Raw genomic sequence first — 21,053 nt, forward strand, 5'->3', positions numbered from 1 at the left:
GCCGACCACGCTGCCGGCCAAGCGTCCGATGTGCCTGAATCGTCTGACGCGCACGCTCCCAACACGCCCCCATCCGCGCTCGATACGTCCGCAGCGTCACCTCTGACGTCGGCAGAAGCGTTACACACGCCGCCCGACGACCCGGACCTCGAACCGACGGACGTCCCGTTGCTCCCCCCTGACGGCCACCGTGCTAGCGCGAAAGCAAAAGCCTCCCGCGCACGACGCAACAACGGAGGACGCAAAGGCATCGACCTCGGCCTGCAAGGCGGTGGCGCGCACGGTGCGTACACGTGGGGTGTGCTCGACAAGCTGCTGGAAGACGGACGCCTGGAATTCGAAGGCATCAGTGGCGCGTCCGCGGGCACGATGAACGCCGTGGTGCTAGCGCACGGTCTGCTCGACCGTCCCAATGTCGATCCGCGTGAGAAGGCTCGTGAGGCGTTGCACAGCTTCTGGCTGGGTGTTTCGCAAGCCGGTTCGTCGGCCACCGCGTGGGCGCAAACCGTCTTTAGCTGGCTCAACGGGCGTCCGACCGAGTACCCCGTCTGGCACGACTGGATGCAGAGCATGCAGCAATGGATGATGCCGTTCGCGCAACCGCCGGCCGAGATCAATCCGCTGCGCACCGTGCTCGAAGCGCAAGTCGATTTCGAGCGTCTGCGCGAGAGCACCGCGACGCGTCTGTTCGTCTCCGCGACGAACATCCGCACCGGCAACATCCGCATCTTCCGCACGCACGAGATCACGCTCGACGTGGCGATGGCGTCCGCCTGTCTGCCGTGGCTGTTCAAACCGGTGAAGATCGACGAGGACTTTTTCTGGGACGGGGGCTATCTCGGCAATCCGCCGCTCTACCCGTTCTATTACGAGACAGTCACGAGCGACATCCTGATCGTGCACATCAACCCGATCGAGCGCAAAGAAAAGCCGGTGCTGCCGGGACAGATCATGAACCGCGTGAACGAGATCACGTTCAACGCGTCGCTACAACGCGAATTCCGGGCGATCTCGTTCGTGCACAAGCTGCTCGACGAGGGATGGCTGAAGCCGGAGTTTCGCGATCGTCTGAAGTACCCGCTGATCCACTCGATTCGCGCGGACAAGGAGCTATACGACTTGTCCTCGTCGACGAAATTCGTCACGGACTGGCACTTCCTCACGACGCTGCGCGATCGGGGCCGCGAGGCCGCAGAGCGTTGGCTGGCGGCGCATTTCGACGACGTCGGCGTGCGCTCCACGGTGGATCTGAAGCGCGATTATCTGCAACGTCTGCCGGACGCCACCGCCATCAAAGCATGAGCGGTTCGGGGTCGAGCGAGACGCCGAAGCGTTCCTGAACGCTGGCCTGCACGGCGCGGGCCAGCGCGACGATATCGGCCCCCGTAGCCCCGCCGCGATTGACGAGCACCAACGCCTGACGCTCGTGCACGCCCGCGTTTCCGACGGTCTTGCCGCGCCAGCCGCACTGGTCGATCAACCAACCGGCGGCGACCTTCCACGAACCGTCGGGCTGCGCATAGCCGACCGCCTGCGGGAAACGCGCGCGAAGCGCCTCAAACGTGGCGGCGTCCACGACGGGATTCTTGAAGAAGCTTCCGGCGTTGCCGAGTTGCGCGGGATCAGGCAGCTTGCGGCGGCGAATGTCGACGACCGCATCGAAAATCTGGCGCGCATCGGGTTCTGCTATACCGGCGTCGGCCAGTGTGCGCGACACGTCGGCATACCCTGTCACAGCCTGCCAGGGCTGCGGCAGGCGCAGCGTCACGGCTACGATGATGTAGCGACCCGGTTCGCGTTTGAACAGCGAATCCCGATAGCCGAAAGCGCAATCGTCGCGCGAGAGTGTGACGAACGCCCCGGCCGTCGTGTCGAGTGCACGTACTTCATGGAAGCGCTCGGCGAGTTCCAGCCCGTAGGCGCCGATGTTCTGGATCGGTGCGGCCCCCAGCGTGCCGGGAATCAGCGCCAGGTTTTCCAGGCCGGGACAGTCTTGCGAGAGCGTCCAGTCGACGAAATCGTGCCAGACTTCGCCCGCGCCGCCGCGCACATAGCGCGCGAACGGATCTGCGGGATTGTCCGCAAGACGCTCGCGGTGGCGAATGGCCATACGCAACACCACGCCGTCGAAGTCGCGCGTGAGCACGAGGTTGCTGCCGCCGCCGAGCACAAGACGCGGCAGTCCTGCCAGTTCGGGCAATGCGAGCGCGTCGAGCAGCGCCGCTTCGCTGTCGACGGTCACGACATAGCGGGCGGTGGCGGGCAGACCGAAGGTATTGAATTCGCGCAGGCTGACGTCGCGTTGCAACTGAAGCATGGAATATGGGCAGGCCAGTGGGTGTCGCCGTGCCGGACAGCGTCTGGAGGGGGACGCGGGACCGACGGCTGAATTACAATGTCGGGCGAAAGAATTTTGCGCATCATTATACCGAGGCTGCCGACGGCGCCGCGCGCGCAGGCCGCACCCGCCGCCCGCCAGACTTACACGGCACGCCCTGCGTGCCATTTCACGAACCCTTAGGAATTCAGGAGAGCCAGATGCCATCGTTTGACGTGGTTAGCGAAGCCAACATGGTAGAGGTCAAGAACGCCATCGAGCAGGCCAACAAGGAAATCTCGACGCGCTTCGACTTCAAGGGATCGGACTCGCGCGTCGAGCACAAGGAGCAAGAACTCACGCTCTTCGCCGACGACAACTTCAAGCTCGATCAGGTCACGCAGGTGCTCATCGCCAAGATGGCCAAGCGTAACGTCGACGTGCGTTTTCTCGACTACGGCAAGGTCGAAAAAGTCAGCGGAGACAAGGTCAAGCAGGTCGTGAAGGTCAAGAAGGGCGTCGAAGGCGACCTGGCCAAGAAGATCGTGCGCATCATCAAGGACAGCAAGATGAAGGTGCAGGCGAGCATTCAGGGCGACAGCGTTCGCATCGCGGGTGCCAAGCGCGACGACCTGCAAAGCGCGATGGCGCTGCTGCGCAAGGATGTCACCGACACGCCGCTCGACTTCAACAACTTCCGCGACTAAGCGTTACGTTGGTCAGCCGGAACGGCAGACACAAAAAACCCGCAGACTCGCTGCGGGTTTTTTATTGGGCGGACGGTGAATTCGTCGCCCTGAGCTTTACTTCGCCTTCTTCTGCCCGATGCGGCTTTCCTTGCCTGCGATCAGCTTGCCGATGTTCGCGCGATGGCGATAGATCAGCAGGATCGCCATGACGATCACCGCCGGTGAGTACGGCCCGAAGCCGTACATGAAGACGTAGTAAAGGGGCGCAAACACAGCAGCGACCAGCGCGGCGAGCGACGAATATCGGAAAAAGATCGCGATGATCAGCCACGTCGCCATCACCGCCAGTCCCAGAATCGGGCTGATGGCAAACAGCACGCCTGCGGCCGTCGCCACGCCCTTGCCACCGGCAAAGCGCAGGAACACCGGGTACAAATGGCCAAGGAACACGGCCAGCGCCACCGCCGCCAGTCCGAAATCGCCCACCCCCCAAGCGTCGGCGAAGCGTTCCGCCAGATAAACCGCGAGCCAACCCTTGAGTGCGTCGCCGATCAACGTCAGGATGGCGGCCTTCTTGTTGCCCGAACGCAGCACGTTCGTGGCGCCCGGGTTGCCCGAGCCGTAACTGCGTGGGTCCGCGAGGCCCATCGTGCGGCTGACGATCACCGCAAACGGCACTGAGCCGATCAGATACGCGAGAACGATAAAAACCAGTGTGGCCATGAACTTCTGACGTGAGGAAGATTTGTAATGGCCGCCATTCTACTTGAGACGCCGTGCACCCCCATTCTGGCAAACACGGGGTTGCGCGTCGGCCCCCGACGTTTTTGGGAAATTACGCCAACCAGGCTCCAGCAACGCAGCTTGCGGAACTGTCATTGAAAGGCGCCGGTCTTTCAGGCATGCGAATTGTGCAAGCTCGCTCCCGGGAGACAGATCGAAAAGTGACAAAGATTCGCGTCGCCATCGCTGACCATCATCCTGTCGTCATTGCAGGACTGGCACATGAGTTGGGTAAATGGCCCACGCTTGAGGTCCTTGGCACCGCACACAATGTGACGGGCCTCATCGACCTGCTACGTCGGTCTCCATGCGATGTGCTGGTGACGGACCCCGCCATGCCCGGCGGCAAATACGGCGACGGCCTGTCGCTGATCGCAACGTTGCGGCGCATGTTTCCCTGCATCCGGATTCTGGTGCTGACGGCAATGGTGGACACGCCGATGGCCCGCCAGATTACCGATCTCGGTGTTGCATCGACACTCTGTAAATCGCGCGGCATCGACGACGTTATCGCAGCCGTCCACGCGTTGCACGATGGATTACGCCTTACGCACCATATGCACCGTACGCGCCGCACTGCGCCCGCAGGCGCAGTGTCCGACGCCCGCACGGCATTGCTGAGTCAGCGTGAGGTTCAGGTCCTGCGCATGTATGTATCGGGAATGTCGATCACTGCCATTGCGGCAAAACTCTATCGAACGAAACAAACGGTCAGTGCGCAAAAGCGCAGTGTCATGCGAAAACTCGGCGTCGACTCCGACGCGCAGCTCTATCGCTTCGCGCTGCAAACCGGCCTGCCGGATGAAGGGCCGCTGGTGTCGCCCGTGCATGACGTCGACGCGGCCTGACCCGCTCACCCGGCACCCGACTCATACCAGCGCAGCGTCGACGAACATCTCGATTCTGAGTGGGCCCTCGTAGCTCCCAGCGTCCTTGTCGCTCTCGACGAACGGCACGACCTCGAAGACGAGCGTCCCCGGCGAACACGCCACCGGCGCCGGAATGCCCGGCAACCGTACGATCCGAATCGGCGCCTGCGCTACCGAAGCAAAGGTAGTGCCCACGGTGTCGCCCACGCTCACCCACTGATGCGCACCGGCATACGTCAGGCCGACCCGATACTCGATCCGCTGCCGGGGCTGCGAGCCGTCCGTCCCTTGCCTCAAGAGCAATCCGTTTCCGGGCGGTCGCGCAGGAAAGTTCGCACGTGCGTCGCTGGCGCGCACGCGTAATGCGCCGGGAGAGTTCGAGCCGAACCCGTCGTAGAAGCACATATCGACCGACCGACCGCCATACACGATTGGGACGAAATTGGGTCCGGGGCGTCGCCTCAAGTCCAGCGCGACCCTTGGCGATGTACTGGACAGCGTCGGAAAGTAAATCTGCGCATTCCGTTCGTCTGTCACGCGAAGTTCGATGTCGTAACTGTGGGCTGCGCTTCTCACCTGATTCCCCTGCTCGACGACGTCGAACTCAAGGCGTGCCCGCCAGATGCCGCCGACCGGAATCCTCTGCAACTCGGCACGGTTGATCGCCAGCTCGTATCGCGACACGTCATAGGGACCCGCCTGGCATCTTCCAAAGTTCCGATCGGTGTGAAACGGCGGCCTCACGTGCGTACATGTACTGCCCGACACGGTAGTGACTTTGGTGCCGCCCACCGTCAGATCTACCTGAAGTTTGGAACGCTCTTCGGTGAATCGCAGGGAAATCGGCGTCGGTACCGGCCCGGCCACGTTGGCCGGTCTGACCGGACAGGCGCCCAAGGTCGTATCAACGTTCGAGCGGCAAACATGTGCCGTGCGCGAGCCAATGCCGACACCCGGCGTGTAATGCGTCGTCACTTGCCCACTGAAAGGCCAGTTGGCTGGCACCGACGATCGGTCGAATGTCAACGAAACGCTCTCATGGCGGTCGGAAGGCAATATCTGCGCGACGACCGGAAACACCACGCCCATGGCCCCCACCAAGGCGACAACCCACTTCGCGCGCTGGATCACGCGCATGCACTCATGCTTCCTCTCGTGCTTCATTTGACTCACTCTATCCTTGACGTCGCAAATGAGTTCTCGCCGGTCTGCGCGTCTCGCACCGCCGCCTGTTGTCGCGGTCCCGACGGCGCTTCGCCGAGCAAACGCTGAACGCGCAACTGCGCTCGCAGCGACTCCGGAAGTGCCTGTTGGGCGACGTGGTCGCACTGCGTGACGCCAGTCAGGTGAATCACGTCCTGCCGCTCGGTCACGTTGAGTTCGCAACGCATCGGCTGCGCGCCATCCAACAAATAGAGATGCGTGAGACGCTGCGCAGACTCGACCAGGAATGTGCCCTGCGCATCGAGCGGCGGCGCAACCACGCTCAGTACACGCGCGTTGTCCATCGAGAGGCCGTCCGGCCCCACGGCGCGTCCGACGTACGTGTAGATACGACCCGCTGCGACTCGGTGCACTTTTAACCGGCCCGGTGTCAGGAAGTAGTCGTACTGCCCCGCCCCGCGCACCAGCGCCACGGAATGATCGATCTCGCCCTCGTGTGCCTCGGAGATTTCCCCCTTGAGCGCGCGGTAACCGCTGACGGGGCTCAGCGCCGACGCGCCGAAGTCGACCGGCAGCGAACGTCCTCCGACCTGCAACGTCGCGGCGGTGCCTGTGGGGTCATCCTCGTCGAGGGCGTCGACCACCAGCGCAACGCCCGCAGGCGGCTCGCCTGCCAGCATGGCCGGGCCCACCCGAAAGCCGTCGCGCGACACCGCAAAACTCGACGCGTATCCACCGACGAAAGAACCCTGCCCCCCGCCACCCTCTGCGCCGCCCGCACGTAGCAAACTGCGCGAAACGGCCGCGTGCGCGTCACCATATCGACCGTCGATCGCGCCTCGCAAGGTCGCGTTGCCCGCACCTTGTTCGTTGGCGTTCAGACTCAGCATCAGCTCCCGGCGCGACGCGTCTTCCCAGACCAGCGAATACGTCCCGTGATAATCGGTACTCGCACCGCGCTCACCCCCGCCACCTGTGCGCACGTCGGCGCCTGCGCTCCCATAGGTCGACAGGCTCTGCCCTGCGGCGGCCGGACGATGCGCGCTCAGCGATACGCTGACGAAGCCGCCGGTTTCCCGTCGCTCCATCCCGGCCTGACGCCGGTGATAGCCACCGACGCGCGCATTGATCAGGAGTTTGTCCCAGCGGAACGAACGGCTGAGCGCGGTTTGCAAGGTCCGCGACACGCCACCGGCAGCGCGATCCGCGCCGAGCCAAGGGTCTTCCAGGCCCTCACCGGCCCATTGCCGAGGTTGTCCGAAAGACTGACTCTCGCTGTATCCGGCGACCGCCTGCCACTTCCCCAGCGGCGCGGAGACACTCGCATTGAGCACGTCGTAGCAGCCGAAATTCGCCCCCACCGCACCCGCCGCCGCTGCACTGCCGCGACATGCCGCATCACGCATCTGATAGCGATACAGACTGACGCCGACGCCATTGGAAAACGAGATGGATTGCGTGTTGCCGCGCGCACCGTCCGAGCCGGTCAGCAACGCCGCCGTGGTCGTCAGACGCCCCAACGCGAACTCCCGTTGCCAGCCGATCTGGGTCTCGTTGTAGAGGCTCGACTGCAACCACACGAGACCGCTCGTGAAGGTGAATCCGGGGCCGAAAGCGGCACGAATACCGGATTGAAACGTGAATCGCTGGCGCTCGCGCTCCCCTTCGCGCCGTTGCCCGGTATGGCTCGCATCGCCCAGCCGATCGACGACTCGCCCGGCCTGCACGAACCATTGCGTGCCCTTCGCGGACGCGCCGCCCCCCACCTTCGAGTAGGGCACCGTTTCGGTACGCACCAGCGTATCGCCCTCGAAAATTCGCAGGCTGACCAGATAACTCCCCTCCGGGAAGTAACGGGTATCGAACGGCTGTACGCCCGCTGCGAAATAGGCGCTCCCCAGCAGTTCGTGACCTCGATAAGCGTCGACGCGCGCCTCGCGCGTCAGCAACACCGTCAGCGGCGATCCCAGCGACGCGGCCGATTCGTTGAAGTAAGCCTGAGAGGTACCGATCCGTGCGCCATCGAAGCGGCTCACTGGCAGCAGCGTGAAGCCGAAACTGCCGCCTTGCGCGCTGGACAGATTGCGCTGATCCATACGCCCCGATTGCAGGTAATACCGGGGGCCGAGATCGTGGCGGTAATAAAGACTGTCGAGCGTCGCCTGCGTGCCGCCCGACGACGGCGCGCTCGCCGCAGGCGTAGCGTTCGCATCACTATCACGCCGGTTGTAGCTCGAATGCACGAGCGACCAGGAAAAGCCTGCGTAACTGGCGGGCGAGATGCCCAACGCGCCGCTACCCATGACCGTGAGGTTGCGGTAACGATCGGTCGTCGCCGCGTTCACGACCTGTGAGTGAATCAGCGCGTTCTCGCTGCCGGGCGTATTCGCGTGGAACTCGGGGCCATGAATGCTTTTCGCCGGAAGCCAGGCTCGGGACAGAAAGAGTTCGAGCGTCCCCTGACTTTCGTCAAGGATGACACCGGCCGACTCGGTTTCCAGATACCGGCATCCCGTGCCCGAACTCATGTCGTCGCACGCGAGATGGCCATTGCGGGGCATCGGTCGGGCCAGAGCCTCGACCAGCGAAGCCAGTGACACCGCCGTCGGGTCGCTGCGGGTGATGCTCATTCGTTCGTCGATCGCCTGCGCGAGCGCTTCGGGCGTTTCGAGACGCACGTCGTCCGGTCGAACGAACACCGGGAACAACCCGAGCGACTGCCCCAGCAACCGCACTTCGAGATGCTCGACCTGACCAAGTGCAATGTCCTCGAATCCCGCAGGCACTTGCGTGCGGGGATTGGCATGTGCCGGGTCGTCGGTCACGACGAGCCACGACAAACAGGCGAGGCACGTGCGGCGAAGCGTTTTCATGATCGATGAGAGGGAACAGACACGCGTTCCATCGTGTCTGCGCCCTTCTACTTATTCGCCGTCGCCTTAGTTACCACCGGCAGCCGACGCCAGGATCACCATCTCAAGACGCCCGACGTAGCGACCGGCGACGGGCGGGTTCGCCCCCGCTGCGCGCCCCGTGACCGTCAGCGGCAGCGTGCGCGACTCGCCCACCCCGCTTCCCGTCCAGACCTCATTGGCGTTGAGCGTGGTCGTAGCGGTCGTGATCGTCTGACCATCCAGCCGCACCGTCAGCGGAATGGCGGCAACCGTGCTATTGGTCGCGTGAACGAGCGACGACGCGGAACCGAGTCGCACCTCCACGTTCCGGCTCACGTCGTTGGTAAAGAGACGCGTCTGAATCGTCGGCGAGCTCAAATCACCCGTCGCCGCGTTGTAACCGAGGTCGAGATTCTGCGGCATGGGGCTGCCATTCGCCTGAAGCACCGACAGGGTCGGATCGATATTGGCGCTCAGATCGATGACGACATCTGCCGCGTGAGCGGCGGCCATCGGAAGTACCAGTGTCATCGCGGCGGCGAATTGCTTGAACGTCTTCATATTTGAAATTCCTTGGTTTGCTTGATGCGGGGGGGTGTCCCCGGTTCGGCCGGACGATCCGGCCGGATGAAAATGAGGCTCTGCGGCCCCATCGAATCGGGCTACGGCGCGCGCGGCAGGTCCATGACCTGTTCGTTCGTCACGCCATCGACGCGATATCGGATACGCACCTGCGCGTCGCGCAGTGCGTCGGGAATGGGTTGCGTCATGCCGGGATAGATACTTCGGCCGATGTCATGCCACTGACAGGTGTGCTCGGCATCCCCCGTGCATCGCCCCATCGCAAGCACATGGGCCCGGACATTGCCGGTGTTCCTGAGGGCGGTGTTGTCTTCGGTGGAGGCAAGACCAGGGGCGCGTTTCGTCGGCTCGACGCGCACCAGCGCCCCCCACACGAAGCTCACGTTGACGTCGTTCTCGAACGCTCCCTGCGCGGGGCTCGCCGGTGTGTCGCCCGGTGCCGTCGCGGGGCGGAAATAGACGCGATAGGCGGCTTCGACCTGGGGCCGCCCGAGGGCGACAACACGCACGAGTCGGGTGGCGCCCGCAGCCAGTACGAATTTCGCAGGCGACGCGACCAGACCGTCGCCCTGCTCGATATTCACGGCGACTTCATGCTCGTCCGGAGTTGCAGGCGCCACGATCCGCCTGACCGACACGTCCACGTATTGCGCCTGTGTCGATTGCGACGTAATTCTGATGATGCTGACCTGCTGCTGTCCGCTGGAAATCACACTCGCAATGGGCGAAATCGTGACGTTGGCCATTGCCGCGGTCTGTGTCATCGTCAGGGCCGACACCAGCGCTGCACCGACCATCGTTCGTGCACCGCGTCCGATTCGGACGGTTTGTCCGATTCGTCGGGTTCTCGTCAGCCGAACCCGCGTGACGAAGTCCGTCGCGCGGCTAATCGCGTCATACATTTCCATTCGTTGCACTCGTTGTCGCGTTACGGCAAAGCGACGCAGACTCGCGAATTCGCTGTTGCCGAACTGGAGGCCCCATCTTAGAAACGAGCGCAGACAAGCGAAATCTGACAAGTCAGATTTCGCTCAATGGTGTGGAAATGGGTATTTTCTTAAAGACTTCTCATGCGCATCGAGGTATGCGCAATGACCGTCGATGGGAGACGGACGATCAGGGGATCAGGGGGCAGTTGCTCGCTCAGTCGATCAGCGCGACATTGACGAGCGTGGGCGCGAGCACTCGCACGATTTCCGAGGGCGCCATCGAGACGAGATAGCCGCGACGTCCACCGTTGATGTAGATCTCCGGCAATTCGAGAATCGACGCTTCCATGAAGATCGGCATGCGCTTGCGTGTACCGAAGGGACTCGTGCCACCGACCAGAAAACCGGAATGACGATTGGCAACTTCCGGCTTGCACGTCTCGATGCGCTTGCGTCCAGCTTGCCGCGCCAGTGCCTTGGTCGACACCTGACAATCGCCGTGCATGAGCACGATCAGCGGATGAGCGTCTTCGTCTTCCATGATCGACGTCTTGACGACTGCATGCTCGGGCACCTGCAACGCATCCGACGAGACGCGCGTGCCGCCATGCTCCTGGTACTCGTAGAAGTGATTCTGAAACGCGACCTTCGCTTCGCGAAGCTGTTTGGTCGCCGGGGTTTCAGCGGTGGCCTTGGATTTCATATCGTAAAAGTTGCAGTCGGTTCTCGGATCGCGTCGCAGGCGTTCGAGCACGCGCGCGGCGGGATCCCTGGGGTTCGCTAATTACGGATTGTAAGCAATCGCTTCATCGGGCATTACAATGCCGCCATGCCTGCCTCACATTTATCGCCCCTGCTTCCGTTGCCGACCGACACCGACGCGGCGTCTTCGGTCTCGTCCTTGAAGACGTTCCTCGCCGACTTGCCGGCGCGCATCGATAGTCTGCCAGCGCGCATCGCCGCGCAATCGCCGTCGCGCATCGCACTGATCGACGACTTCGGCCGGATGACGTACGGCGAACTGACGCATGCCGTGAGCACGTGTGCAACGCGCTTGCGCGAGCACGGCGTCAGAGGGGGCGATCGTGTGATGATCGTCGGCGAGAACGGCATCGCGTATGTGGTGCTGCTGCTGGCCGTCGCCTCGCTCGACGCCTGGCCGCTGCTCTGCAACGCGCGCCTGTCTGCCGCCGAGTTGCGGGTGATTCGCGAGCACGCGCGACCACGTTGTGCTGTCTACGCCATCGACGCCTCTCCGGACGCTGCTGCGCACGCGCGCACCGACGCGGCCAAGGTTGCGTGGACGGAACTGGCGCTGGGTGCGCTGGCGGTGTCGGACGTCGATCCCGCGAGCGTGGCCGAGCCGGTGCAAAGCGATCCGTCCGAACAGTGCGCGGCGCTGATTTACACGACGGGCACGACCGGCGCGCCCAAGGGCGTGCGGCTGTCACATCGCAATCTGATGTTCATTGCGGCCGTGTCGAGCACGCTGCGACGCGTCGGCGCGGACGACATCGCCTATGGCGTGCTGCCGATCTCGCACGTCTACGGATTGACTTCCGTGTGTCTCGGAACGTTGTACGCCGGTGGCACGTTGCGCCTCGCCGCGCGCTTCACCCCCGAGGCGGTGCTGGACTCGCTCGCGCACGACGGACTGACGATTCTGCAAGGCGTGCCCGCTATGCATGCACGCCTGATGGCGTATGTGACGACGCAGGGCGCCACACTCATTGCGCCGCGTCTGCGCTTCGTCTACTCCGGCGGGTCACCGCTCGACGCTGCGCTCAAGGCGCGTGTCGAAGCGTTCTACGGCCTGCCAATCCACAACGGCTACGGTCTCACAGAAAGCAGCCCGACCGTCTCCCAGACGTTGCTGGACGCACCACGCGAAGACTGCTCCGTCGGCCTCGTCATTCCAGGCGTCGCGGTGCGTATCGTGGGACTCGACGGCAAGGACGTGACCGAGGGCGATGTCGGTGAATTGTGGGTGCGCGGACCGAACGTCATGCTTGGTTACTACCGTGCGCCGGAACTGACGGCCGCGACCGTCACCGAAGACGGCTGGCTGCGCACCGGCGACCTCGCCCGGCGCGCTGCGGACGGTGCATTGTTCCTCGCCGGACGCGCGAAGGAACTCATCATCCACTCGGGCTTCAACGTCTACCCGATCGAAGTCGAGCAAGCGCTGGCGAGCCATCCCGACGTGCTTCAGGTGGCCGTGCTCGGGCGTGCTGTCGACGGCAACGAACAAGTGATCGCGTTTGTGGAAGCGCGTCCGGGACATGAGATCGACGTCGAAGCGCTTGCCGGATGGGCCGCACAGCGACTCGCGCCGTACAAGCGTCCCGGGCAGATTCGAGTGCTCGACGCCCTGCCCGCCGCATCGACCGGCAAGGTGCTCAAGCACAAGCTCAAGGCGATGCTCTGACGTTACGCTGACGCGGTTCGCGAGTGTCAGCCGCGCGGGTGATGCTGCGCGTGCAGCGACTTGAGACGCTCACGCGCCACGTGCGTGTAGATCTGCGTGGTCGAGATGTCGGCGTGGCCGAGCAGCAACTGCACCACGCGCAGATCTGCGCCGTGATTGATCAGGTGCGTGGCGAACGCGTGGCGCAGTGTGTGCGGTGAGAGCGGCGCGCGAATATCGGCTTGCAGCGCGTATCGCTTGATCAGATACCAGAACGCCTGGCGCGTCATCCCCTCGCCGCGTTGCGTCACGAACAGCGTGTCGCACGCGCGTCCGGTGAGCAGCACGCCGCGACTGTCCGCCAGATATCGCGTGAGCCAGCCGTTCGCCTCTTCGCCGAACGGCACCAGCCGCTCCTTCGCGCCCTTGCCGAAGATCCGCAGCACGCCTTCGTTCAGTCCCACTTCGATGGTCTTGAGCGCGACCAGCTCCGACACGCGCAGGCCGCTCGCATACATCAGCTCCAGCATGGCGCGGTCACGCAAACCGAGCGGCTGCGTGAGATCCGGCGCCGCGAGCAGCGCCTCGACCTGTGCTTCCGACAATGTCGATGGCAGACGCTGCGCCCGCTTGGCCGACGCAATCCGCAAACACGGGTCCTGCTGCACGAGGTGCTCGCGCAATGCCCATTGATAGAAACGCTTGAAGACGGACAGACGCCGGTTCACGCTACTCGCCAGACTCTCGCGACGCCACGCGAGATAGGCGGAGAGCGCCGCCTCGTCAACGGTGTCGAGGGACATTGCGGGCGGGCTGTCGTGCGGGGTGCCGTGCAATGTGTCCGCGCCGTTTGCTGCGTCCGACGCTTTCGCTTCGTCCGCCAGCCACTCCGCGAACAGACGCAGATCGCGACGGTAGGCGTCGAGGGTGTTACGCGACAGACCGTCTTCGAGCCAGATCGTGTCGCAGAACTGGTCGATGAGCGACGTGCTGCGCGTGAGCATCGGCTCGGAAACTTGCGTGTGCTCAGACAGGCTCAAACCGGAACTCCTTCCTGGGCCAGCGCCCACTCGACATGTTCGCGCACCAGCGCGGAGGGGTGATCGCGACGCGCAAGCAACGCATCGCGCATGGGAATGCGGGCAGCGGCATCGTGCGTCTCGCGCAGCGCATTGCCGAGGCCGACGGCGAGATTGCGCAGCCATCGCTCATGACCGATGCGACGAATCGGGCTGCCCGCGAGCCGGTCCATGAATTCCGTTTCGGTCCACGCGAACAGTTCGACGAGCGACGCGCTATCGAGTTTGTTGCGCGGTGCGAAATCGGGCAGCGGCGACGGCTGTGCAAACTTGTTCCAAGGACAGTAGAGCTGACAGTCGTCGCACCCGTAAATGCGGTTGCCCATTTTGGCGCGCAGCGGCTCAGGAATTGCGCCTTTGTGTTCGATGGTCAGATACGACACGCACAGACGTGCATCGACGCGAAACGCTTCGGTGATCGCGCCCGTCGGGCAGACATCGATGCAGCGACGGCATTGGCCGCAGTGCTCGCCGCGATCCATGCCGGGATTGGGGCGAGCACCATCGTCGTCATGCGCATCGTCGGTATCGTCGATATCGACTGGGAGTGGAACGTCGACGAAGATCTCACCGAGGAAGCACAGCGAGCCCGCGTCGCGCGAGAGCAACAACGTGTGTTTGCCGCGCCAGCCGAGCCCCGCCTTCTGCGCGAGTTCTACTTCCAGCACCGGCGCGGAGTCAGTGAACGCGCGATAACCGAACGGCCCGATAGCCTGCGTGATGCGATCCGCCAGTTGTTGCAGACGATTGCGCAGCACCTTGTGATAGTCGCGTCCGCGGGCATAGAGCGACACGACAGCCTCGCCGGGCATCTCGGCACGCGCCATCTCGCGCTTGCGCCACTGGGCGAGGTCGGTGTCATTGGGAAGATAATTCATGCGGGCGCTGATCACGCGGACCGTGCCGGGGACCAGCTCTGCGGGCCGTGCACGCTTCATGCCGTGGGCCGTCATGTAGTCCATGTCGCCGTGACAGCCGTCGTCGAGCCACTGTTGCAGACCCGCTTCGGCATGCGAGAGGTCGATGTCCGTGATGCCCACGTGACCGAAGCCAAGCTCGCGCGCCCACCCTCGGATTTGCACCGCAAGCGCAGCCAGACCCTTCGGATCGAGGGTTGAAGTGGCGGCCGACGGCGTCGCAATGTCGCGCGAGGGCGACACTTCCTTTGCATTCGGAGGTGCCGATGGCTCGACTTGTGCGGCGGTAGCGGGGAAAATCACGGAAGCTTTCATCGACTCCATTTTACGCAATGCCCGCCATGCCCGACTCTTCTGCGCCGCCTCTGCTGGGTGAACGCATCTTCGCGCTGCCGGACGAAGCCGCCACCGAGGCCTTCGCCGCGGCGTTCGCGCGCGCTGTCGTTGAGCGCATGGCGCATACCGACGCCGCGCACGCAGGCCTGCACGTGCAGCTCTCGGGCGACCTCGGCGCGGGCAAAACCACCTTCGTACGAGCGCTGTTGCGCGCGCTGGGCCACGCCGGACGCGTCAAAAGCCCCACCTACGCGCTGTGTGAACCATACAACATCGACACACCACAAGGCGTGTTGCCGGTCTATCATTTCGATCTGTACCGCTTTGCCGATCCGACCGAATGGCACGACACGGGCTTTCGCGAGCATTTTGCAGGCGACGCCCTGTGCCTGGTCGAGTGGCCGGAAAAAGCCGAAGGACTCCTTGGCACCCCTGATTTGCGCCTTTGGCTGGAACCAGTTGGCGACGCCCGCCGTCTCACGACGAGCGCCTATACGCCGGCCGGTCTTGCTTGCCTGAACTCATGCTGATCAAACGCTTCGCCCGTACCGACGACGCCTCATCGCCCAACGCCGGCCGCCGCCGCGCTTTGCGCGCAGGCGCTTCGACCCTGATTCTCGCCCTCACCGGCCCCCGCTTCGCGTTCGCCAACGCCATCGTGGCAGTGCGCGTCTGGCCGGCGAGGGACTACACACGTGTCACGCTGGAGACCGACAACCCGGTCAAATTCCAGCAGCAGTTGATGGAAAGTCCGAACCGCTTCGTCATCGATCTCGACGAAGTGGATCTGAGTCCGGCGCTGCGCGACCTCGTCGCCAAGATCCAGCCGAACGATCCGCAGATCGCCCAGGTGCGCGTGGGGCAGTTCAAGCCCGGCGTCGTGCGCATGGTGTTCGATCTGAAGGCGGGCGTGAAGCCGCAGTCGTTCACGCTGCCGCCGGTGGCGGGCTACAAGTACCGCACCGTGTTCGATCTGTACCCGGCCGTCGAGCCCGATCCGCTCATGGAGCTGCTCGCGCAAACCGCCAACAAGTCGCAGGCGTTCGCGCAGAATTCGCATCCGCCGCAGACCTCGGGCAACGCCAACACGCCGAGCACCGAAGAGAGCGAAGCGTTCTTCCAGCGGTATGCGCAGCAAGGTCAGACGACGCGTCCTGCACGCCCCGGCCCCACGCCGCCAGCACCTGCCGCCCCGGACAAGACACCGCCGCTCGCCCAGCGCAACGACGACGACACCGACGATCTGCCCCCGCCGCCGCGCGGTCAGAAGACGGCACGTCTGCTCACCATCGCCCTCGATCCCGGCCACGGCGGGGAAGACCCGGGGGCGATCGGCAGCAGCGGCACGTACGAAAAGGTCGTGGTGTTGCAGATCGCCAAACGGTTGCGCGACAAGATCAACGCCCAACCGAACATGCGCGCCATGATGACGCGCGACGCCGACTTCTTCGTGCCGCTCGGTGTGCGCGTGCAGAAAGCGCGTCGAGTGGATGCCGATCTCTTCATGTCGATTCACGCCGACGCCTTCACGTCGCCCTCCGCCAACGGCGCTTCCGTGTTCGCGCTGTCCGAACGGGGTGCGACGAGCGCGACCGCCCGGCTGCTTGAGAAGACGCAGAACGCCTCGGACCTGATCGGCGGCGTCAACATCAAGACCAACGACCGGACGGTGGCGCATGCGCTGCTCGATATGTCGACCACGGCGCAGATTCGCGACAGCAAGGTGTTCGGCACCGCGTTGCTCGCCGAGATCGGCACGGTGGCCGACCGTCTGCACAGCAAGAGCGTCGAACAGGCGTCGTTTGCCGTGCTCAAGGCACCGGATATTCCGTCGGTGCTGGTCGAGACGGCCTTCATCAGCAACCCCAAGGAAGAGCAGTATCTGAACGACCCGGCCTATCAGGAACGGCTCGCGAACGCGCTGCTCAAGGGAATCCGGACCTACTTCTCGAAGAATCCGCCCATCGCGAAGAACCGCACGGCCTGAGCACGCGAAGCGTCTGCTCCCAACAAAAAATGGCGCATCCGAAACCGGACGCGCCATTTTTTTGTACTGACCTGGACCGCTTCGGGGAGTGACGGACGTCCGCCGCTCCCTCGCAAATCGACTGGCTTACTTGCCCTGTCCTTGTACCGTTTCGCTACGACGACCGCGCTTGAACAACTTCCACACCGCGCCGAGCGCGATGGGCACGACCGCGGCCGAGATACCGACAAGCACGATCACGTTCAGGTACTGCTTGACCACCGGCAGGTTACCGAACAGGTAGCCGCCACCCACGAGCAGCACCACCCAGATCGCCGCACCCAGCACGTTAAAGAGCTGGAAGCGCGTCCACGGCATCGCCGAGACACCGGCCACGAACGGGGCGAACGTGCGCACGACCGGCACGAAACGCGCCATCACGATGGTCTTGCCGCCGTGATGTTCGTAGAAATCGTGCGTCTTGCGCAGCGCGTCGCGATCGAGAAAACGCCAGTTTTTCTCGTACACGCGCGGCCCGATCTTCGAACCGATCCAGTAATTGAGCGTGTTGCCCGTTACCGCAGCGATGAACAGCAGCACGCCGAGCAGCCACGGATCCATCGCCCCGGTGGCCGCGAAAGCGCCGCCGATGAACAACAGGGAATCGCCCGGAAGGAACGGGAACAGCACTAGCCCCGTTTCCACGAATACGATCATGAACAGGAACAGGTACACCCAATTTCCGTATTGATCGATAAACACCCCAAGATGTTTATCGATATGGAGCACCATCTCCAGCAATTGCACCAAAGTATCCAAGTCGATTCCTCAAGATAAAGGACGCTGGCCCGTCCCTGCGGGCGCGCGACGAGTCGCATCATACCAGCATCCCACAGTCGAATTAGTCGCCAATTAAAGACGAAAAAATGACAAAAATCACGCCGGTGGGGGTACGCCAGAACACATCGAATCATGTGTCACACGCCGAAACGGCGCCCGGCCTATGTCTTTGAGGGCAGCCTTTATAATGGTTCCCATGTCTGCCACCCCGACCCCCGCCCCTGAAGCGCAAGACCCGGCCGCCGATGCGTCCGGCAACGCTTCCTTCGACGCCCCCGAACGCCGTCCCGGCCCAATGCCAGCGGGCCTCGCGCCCGCGCGCGCCATCCGCGTGCTGCCCGACCAGCTCATCAGCCAGATCGCCGCGGGCGAGGTGGTCGAGCGTCCGGCGTCGGTGGTCAAGGAACTGCTGGAGAACGCCCTCGACGCCGGTGCCCGTGCGCTCCAGGTCAAGCTCGAAGAAGGCGGCGTGCGCCGCATCGCCATTACCGACGATGGCGGCGGCATGTCCGCCGAGCAACTCCCGCTTGCGCTGACCCGCCACGCGACGAGCAAGATTCGCACGCTAGACGAGCTAGAGTCGGTGCTGACGCTCGGATTCCGGGGAGAAGCGCTGGCATCGATCGCCTCGGTGGCGCAGCTCACGCTCTCCAGCCGTCAGATCGACGCCCCGCATGCGACCTCCATCGACGGCAACACCGGGGCACTCACCCCGGCGGCCGGTCCGGTCGGCACGACGGTCGACGTGCGCGACCTGTACTTCAACACCCCCGCGCGCCGCAAATTCCTGAAGACCGAGCAAACCGAGTTCGGTCATTGCATGGATGTGATCCGCCGCAGCGCCCTCGCGCGCCCGGACGTCGGCTTCTCGATCCTGCACAACAACCGGGCCGTGGAGCACTGGAACGCGTCGGACGCCGCCACACGGGTCTCGCGCGTACTGGGCAACGACTTCGCGGATGCCCATCTCGCGCTGGACGAAGGCGCGGCGGAACTGCGTCTGTCGGGCTTCGTCGGCCTGCCGACCGCCAGCCGTGGCCGCGCCGACCAGCAATTCTTCTTCGTCAACGGCCGCTTCGTCCGCGACAAGCTGCTCACGCACGCCGTGCGCGCCGCCTATGAAGACGTGTTGCACGGCGACCGCTACCCGGCCTACGTGCTGTACTTCGAGCTGCCGCCGCAACTGGTGGACGTCAACGTTCACCCGTCGAAGATCGAAGTGCGATTTCGTGATGCCCGCAGCGTCCACCAGTTCGTGTTCCACGCGGTGCAACGTGCGCTCGCACGCGCGGCGGGCAGCGGTGGCGCAACGCACTCGGCGCATCTGACGGAAGGCGGCGGTCTTGCCGCCGGTCCGGGTGCTGCGGGTGGATTGGGCGGTCTTGGCGGTGGGTTCGGCGCACGTCCGGCGGGCGGTTTCGGCACGCCGGGCGGAAGCAGTTGGAACGCGCGGGCGCAGCAAGGCTCGTTGCCGGTGCCGCAGCCGATGTCCGTCTATGACAATCTTTTCGGACGCACAGCGCCGCCCGCGGCACGTCCGTACGGTCAGCCGGGGGTGACGGATGCACCGCCGCCCGCTTACGGGACCTCAGGTGGCTTGGGTACAGCAGACGGCGCAGCACTCACCGGCGGCCTTGCCGATGCGCTGTCGGCCTCCGGCGGCAACACGTCCGCCGACGCCGCAGCCGCGATGCAACTCGAACAACCGCTGGGCTTCGCGCTCGGCCAGTTGCACGGCATCTACATCCTCGCGCAAAACGCCTACGGTCTCGTGCTGGTGGACATGCACGCCGCGCACGAGCGCATTCTGTACGAGCGGTTCAAGCAGGCGCTGGTCGAGCGCAGCGTCCCCGTGCAGCCGCTGCTCATCCCGGTGACGTTCTTCGCCGACCCGGTGGAAATCGGCACGACGGAAGAGCATCAAGAGACGCTGACTGCGCTCGGCTTCGACCTCGCCGCCATGTCCCCGACGACGCTCGCCGTGCGCGCTATCCCTGCGCTACTCGACGGTGCCGACGCACAGGCGCTGGCCCGCGCGGTGCTGGCCGATCTGCGTCAGTACGGCGGCTCGCGCGTGCTCACCGAGCGTCAGCACGAGTTGCTGGGCACGCTCGCCTGTCACACGGCGGTGCGTGCGAACCGGCGTCTCACGCACGAGGAAATGAACGCGTTGCTTCGTCAGATGGAAGCAACCGAGCGTGCCGACCAGTGCAATCATGGCCGTCCCACCTGGTACCAGCTCACGCTCGGCGACCTCGACAAATTGTTCATGCGCGGACGTTGAGCGGTTCATGAAGGCAAACACCCCGATCGTCTGCTTGCTGGGCCCGACGGCTTCCGGCAAGACCGCTGCCGCGCTAGCGCTCGCGCAGGACACGCCGCTGGAGATCATCAGCGTCGACTCCGCACTCGTCTATCGCGAGATGGATATCGGCACGGCCAAGCCGAGCGCCGACGAACTCGCGGCCGTGCCGCATCACCTGATCGACATCATCGATCCGCGCGACGCCTACTCGGCCGCGCAATTCCGCGAAGACACGCTGCGTCTGGTCGACGAGATCGCCGCGCGCGGACGTCGCCCGCTACTCGTCGGCGGCACGATGCTGTACTACAAAGCGCTCACGCAAGGCCTCTCGCCATTGCCGTCGGCCGACGCCGATGTGCGAGCAAGACTCGATGAAGACGCCGCGCGCGAAGGATGGCCTGCGATGCATGCACGGCTCGCAAGCGTCGATCCGGTGACGGCCGCACGCCTCGCGCCGAACGACGCGCAACGCGTTCAGCGCGCGCTGGAAATCTTCGAGTTGTCGGGCAAACCGATGTCGCAGTGGCTGGCCGAGCAAACGCCCGACACGGCGTCGCCGCACACGTTCGTGCCGGTGGCGTTGGAGCCGGGCGACCGGTCGGTGCTACACGCGCGCATCTCGGAGCGTTTCCGGTTGATGCTCGCGGCAGGCTTCGTCGAAGAAGTCGTGCGCTTGCGCGCGCGCGGCGACCTCGATCCGGGGCTGCCGTCGATGCGCTGCGTCGGCTACCGTCAGGTATGGGAATACCTCGACGGCGAGACCGACTACGACACCATGCGCGACAAGGGCGTGTTCGCCACGCGTCAGTTGTGCAAACGTCAGCTCACGTGGCTACGCTCAATGCCCGAGCGTCGCATCGTCGACTGCACCGCCGACGACGCACCGCAACGCGCGCTTGCGACCGTGCGCGCGCTTTGGGGCGACTAAACGGGTTATCCCACAGGCACCGCATGGAGTCTGCTCGAAGCCGAATTC

Annotated in this window: 18 protein-coding genes; 8 read left to right on the forward strand and 10 right to left on the reverse strand. The window is 64.2% G+C overall.

The window, feature by feature from the left end; genetic code table 11:
• The first annotated feature begins 249 nt into the window (after positions 1-249).
• Positions 250-1,302 carry a patatin-like phospholipase family protein gene (locus ACIQWO_RS24090; RefSeq protein ID WP_402829668.1) on the forward strand — a complete coding sequence of 351 codons (1,053 nt, stop codon included), beginning with the start codon at positions 250-252 and terminating at the stop codon, positions 1,300-1,302.
• On the opposite strand, the gene murB is transcribed toward ACIQWO_RS24090, so the two are convergent.
• Entirely contained in the window at positions 1,292-2,317 is a 1,026-nt protein-coding gene (gene murB, locus ACIQWO_RS24095; RefSeq protein ID WP_402829587.1) for a UDP-N-acetylmuramate dehydrogenase, read from the reverse strand. The genes ACIQWO_RS24090 and murB overlap by 11 nt on opposite strands.
• Before the next feature lie 221 nt (positions 2,318-2,538).
• Between murB and ACIQWO_RS24100 the strand changes: the two genes are divergently transcribed.
• Positions 2,539-3,024 carry a YajQ family cyclic di-GMP-binding protein gene (locus ACIQWO_RS24100; protein ID WP_402829589.1) on the forward strand — a complete coding sequence of 162 codons (486 nt, stop codon included), beginning with the start codon at positions 2,539-2,541 and terminating at the stop codon, positions 3,022-3,024.
• A 96-nt stretch (positions 3,025-3,120) separates the two neighbouring features.
• Here the strand turns inward: ACIQWO_RS24100 and plsY are convergent, their stop codons facing one another.
• Positions 3,121-3,729 (reverse strand): glycerol-3-phosphate 1-O-acyltransferase PlsY, encoded by a 609-nt coding sequence (gene plsY / locus ACIQWO_RS24105; RefSeq protein ID WP_402829591.1) that lies wholly within the window; start codon positions 3,727-3,729, stop codon positions 3,121-3,123.
• Between the two features lie 104 nt (positions 3,730-3,833).
• On the opposite strand from plsY, the gene ACIQWO_RS24110 reads away from it, so the two are divergent.
• Entirely contained in the window at positions 3,834-4,637 is an 804-nt protein-coding gene (locus ACIQWO_RS24110) for a LuxR C-terminal-related transcriptional regulator (RefSeq protein WP_402829593.1), read from the forward strand.
• Between the two features lie 21 nt (positions 4,638-4,658).
• Here ACIQWO_RS24110 and ACIQWO_RS24115 read toward each other — a convergent pair whose 3' ends face one another.
• From ACIQWO_RS24115 to ACIQWO_RS24135, 5 genes are all read right to left on the reverse strand, one after another.
• Positions 4,659-5,795, reverse strand: coding sequence for a CfaE/CblD family pilus tip adhesin (locus tag ACIQWO_RS24115; protein WP_402829595.1), 1,137 nt, complete (start codon positions 5,793-5,795; stop codon positions 4,659-4,661).
• A 32-nt stretch (positions 5,796-5,827) separates the two neighbouring features.
• Complete coding sequence (locus ACIQWO_RS24120) at positions 5,828-8,695, reverse strand: TcfC E-set like domain-containing protein (protein ID WP_402829597.1); 2,868 nt, start codon at positions 8,693-8,695, stop codon at positions 5,828-5,830.
• Positions 8,696-8,761: 66 nt separating this feature from the next.
• Entirely contained in the window at positions 8,762-9,277 is a 516-nt protein-coding gene (locus ACIQWO_RS24125; RefSeq protein WP_402829599.1) for a CS1 type fimbrial major subunit, read from the reverse strand.
• A gap of 101 nt (positions 9,278-9,378) precedes the next feature.
• Entirely contained in the window at positions 9,379-10,200 is an 822-nt protein-coding gene (locus tag ACIQWO_RS24130) for a fimbrial protein (protein ID WP_402829601.1), read from the reverse strand.
• Positions 10,201-10,441: 241 nt separating this feature from the next.
• Positions 10,442-10,930: an aminoacyl-tRNA deacylase gene (locus tag ACIQWO_RS24135; RefSeq protein ID WP_402829603.1), complete on the reverse strand. Its 489-nt coding sequence runs from the start codon at positions 10,928-10,930 to the stop codon at positions 10,442-10,444.
• Between the two features lie 126 nt (positions 10,931-11,056).
• Between ACIQWO_RS24135 and ACIQWO_RS24140 the strand changes: the two genes are divergently transcribed.
• Positions 11,057-12,655, forward strand: a complete 1,599-nt coding sequence (locus tag ACIQWO_RS24140) for a class I adenylate-forming enzyme family protein (protein ID WP_402829605.1) — start codon at positions 11,057-11,059, stop codon at positions 12,653-12,655.
• Between the two features lie 26 nt (positions 12,656-12,681).
• Here ACIQWO_RS24140 and xerD read toward each other — a convergent pair whose 3' ends face one another.
• Positions 12,682-13,638, reverse strand: a complete 957-nt coding sequence (gene xerD / locus ACIQWO_RS24145) for a site-specific tyrosine recombinase XerD (RefSeq protein ID WP_402829670.1) — start codon at positions 13,636-13,638, stop codon at positions 12,682-12,684.
• Between the two features lie 32 nt (positions 13,639-13,670).
• On the reverse strand, positions 13,671-14,954 hold the full coding sequence (queG, locus tag ACIQWO_RS24150; RefSeq protein WP_402829607.1) for a tRNA epoxyqueuosine(34) reductase QueG: 1,284 nt from the start codon (positions 14,952-14,954) through the stop codon (positions 13,671-13,673).
• An 8-nt stretch (positions 14,955-14,962) separates the two neighbouring features.
• Here queG and tsaE point away from each other — a divergent pair, with 8 nt between their 5' ends.
• Positions 14,963-15,496, forward strand: a complete 534-nt coding sequence (gene tsaE / locus ACIQWO_RS24155) for a tRNA (adenosine(37)-N6)-threonylcarbamoyltransferase complex ATPase subunit type 1 TsaE (RefSeq protein WP_402829609.1) — start codon at positions 14,963-14,965, stop codon at positions 15,494-15,496.
• Positions 15,490-16,953, forward strand: a complete 1,464-nt coding sequence (locus ACIQWO_RS24160) for an N-acetylmuramoyl-L-alanine amidase (RefSeq protein WP_402829611.1) — start codon at positions 15,490-15,492, stop codon at positions 16,951-16,953. Before tsaE ends, ACIQWO_RS24160 begins: the two co-directional genes overlap by 7 nt.
• Before the next feature lie 126 nt (positions 16,954-17,079).
• Here ACIQWO_RS24160 and ACIQWO_RS24165 read toward each other — a convergent pair whose 3' ends face one another.
• Complete coding sequence (locus ACIQWO_RS24165; RefSeq protein ID WP_402829613.1) at positions 17,080-17,751, reverse strand: VTT domain-containing protein; 672 nt, start codon at positions 17,749-17,751, stop codon at positions 17,080-17,082.
• Between the two features lie 217 nt (positions 17,752-17,968).
• Here ACIQWO_RS24165 and mutL point away from each other — a divergent pair, with 217 nt between their 5' ends.
• Both mutL and miaA read left to right on the forward strand, forming a co-directional pair.
• Positions 17,969-20,056, forward strand: coding sequence for a DNA mismatch repair endonuclease MutL (gene mutL / locus ACIQWO_RS24170; protein ID WP_402829616.1), 2,088 nt, complete (start codon positions 17,969-17,971; stop codon positions 20,054-20,056).
• A 7-nt stretch (positions 20,057-20,063) separates the two neighbouring features.
• A complete protein-coding gene (gene miaA / locus ACIQWO_RS24175) occupies positions 20,064-21,005 on the forward strand; it encodes a tRNA (adenosine(37)-N6)-dimethylallyltransferase MiaA (RefSeq protein ID WP_402829618.1) in 942 nt (313 codons plus the stop codon).
• The last annotated feature ends 48 nt before the right edge of the window (positions 21,006-21,053 follow it).

The sequence above is a fragment of the Pandoraea sp. NPDC090278 genome (assembly GCF_044772185.1).
Classification (GTDB): Bacteria; Pseudomonadota; Gammaproteobacteria; order Burkholderiales; family Burkholderiaceae; genus Pandoraea.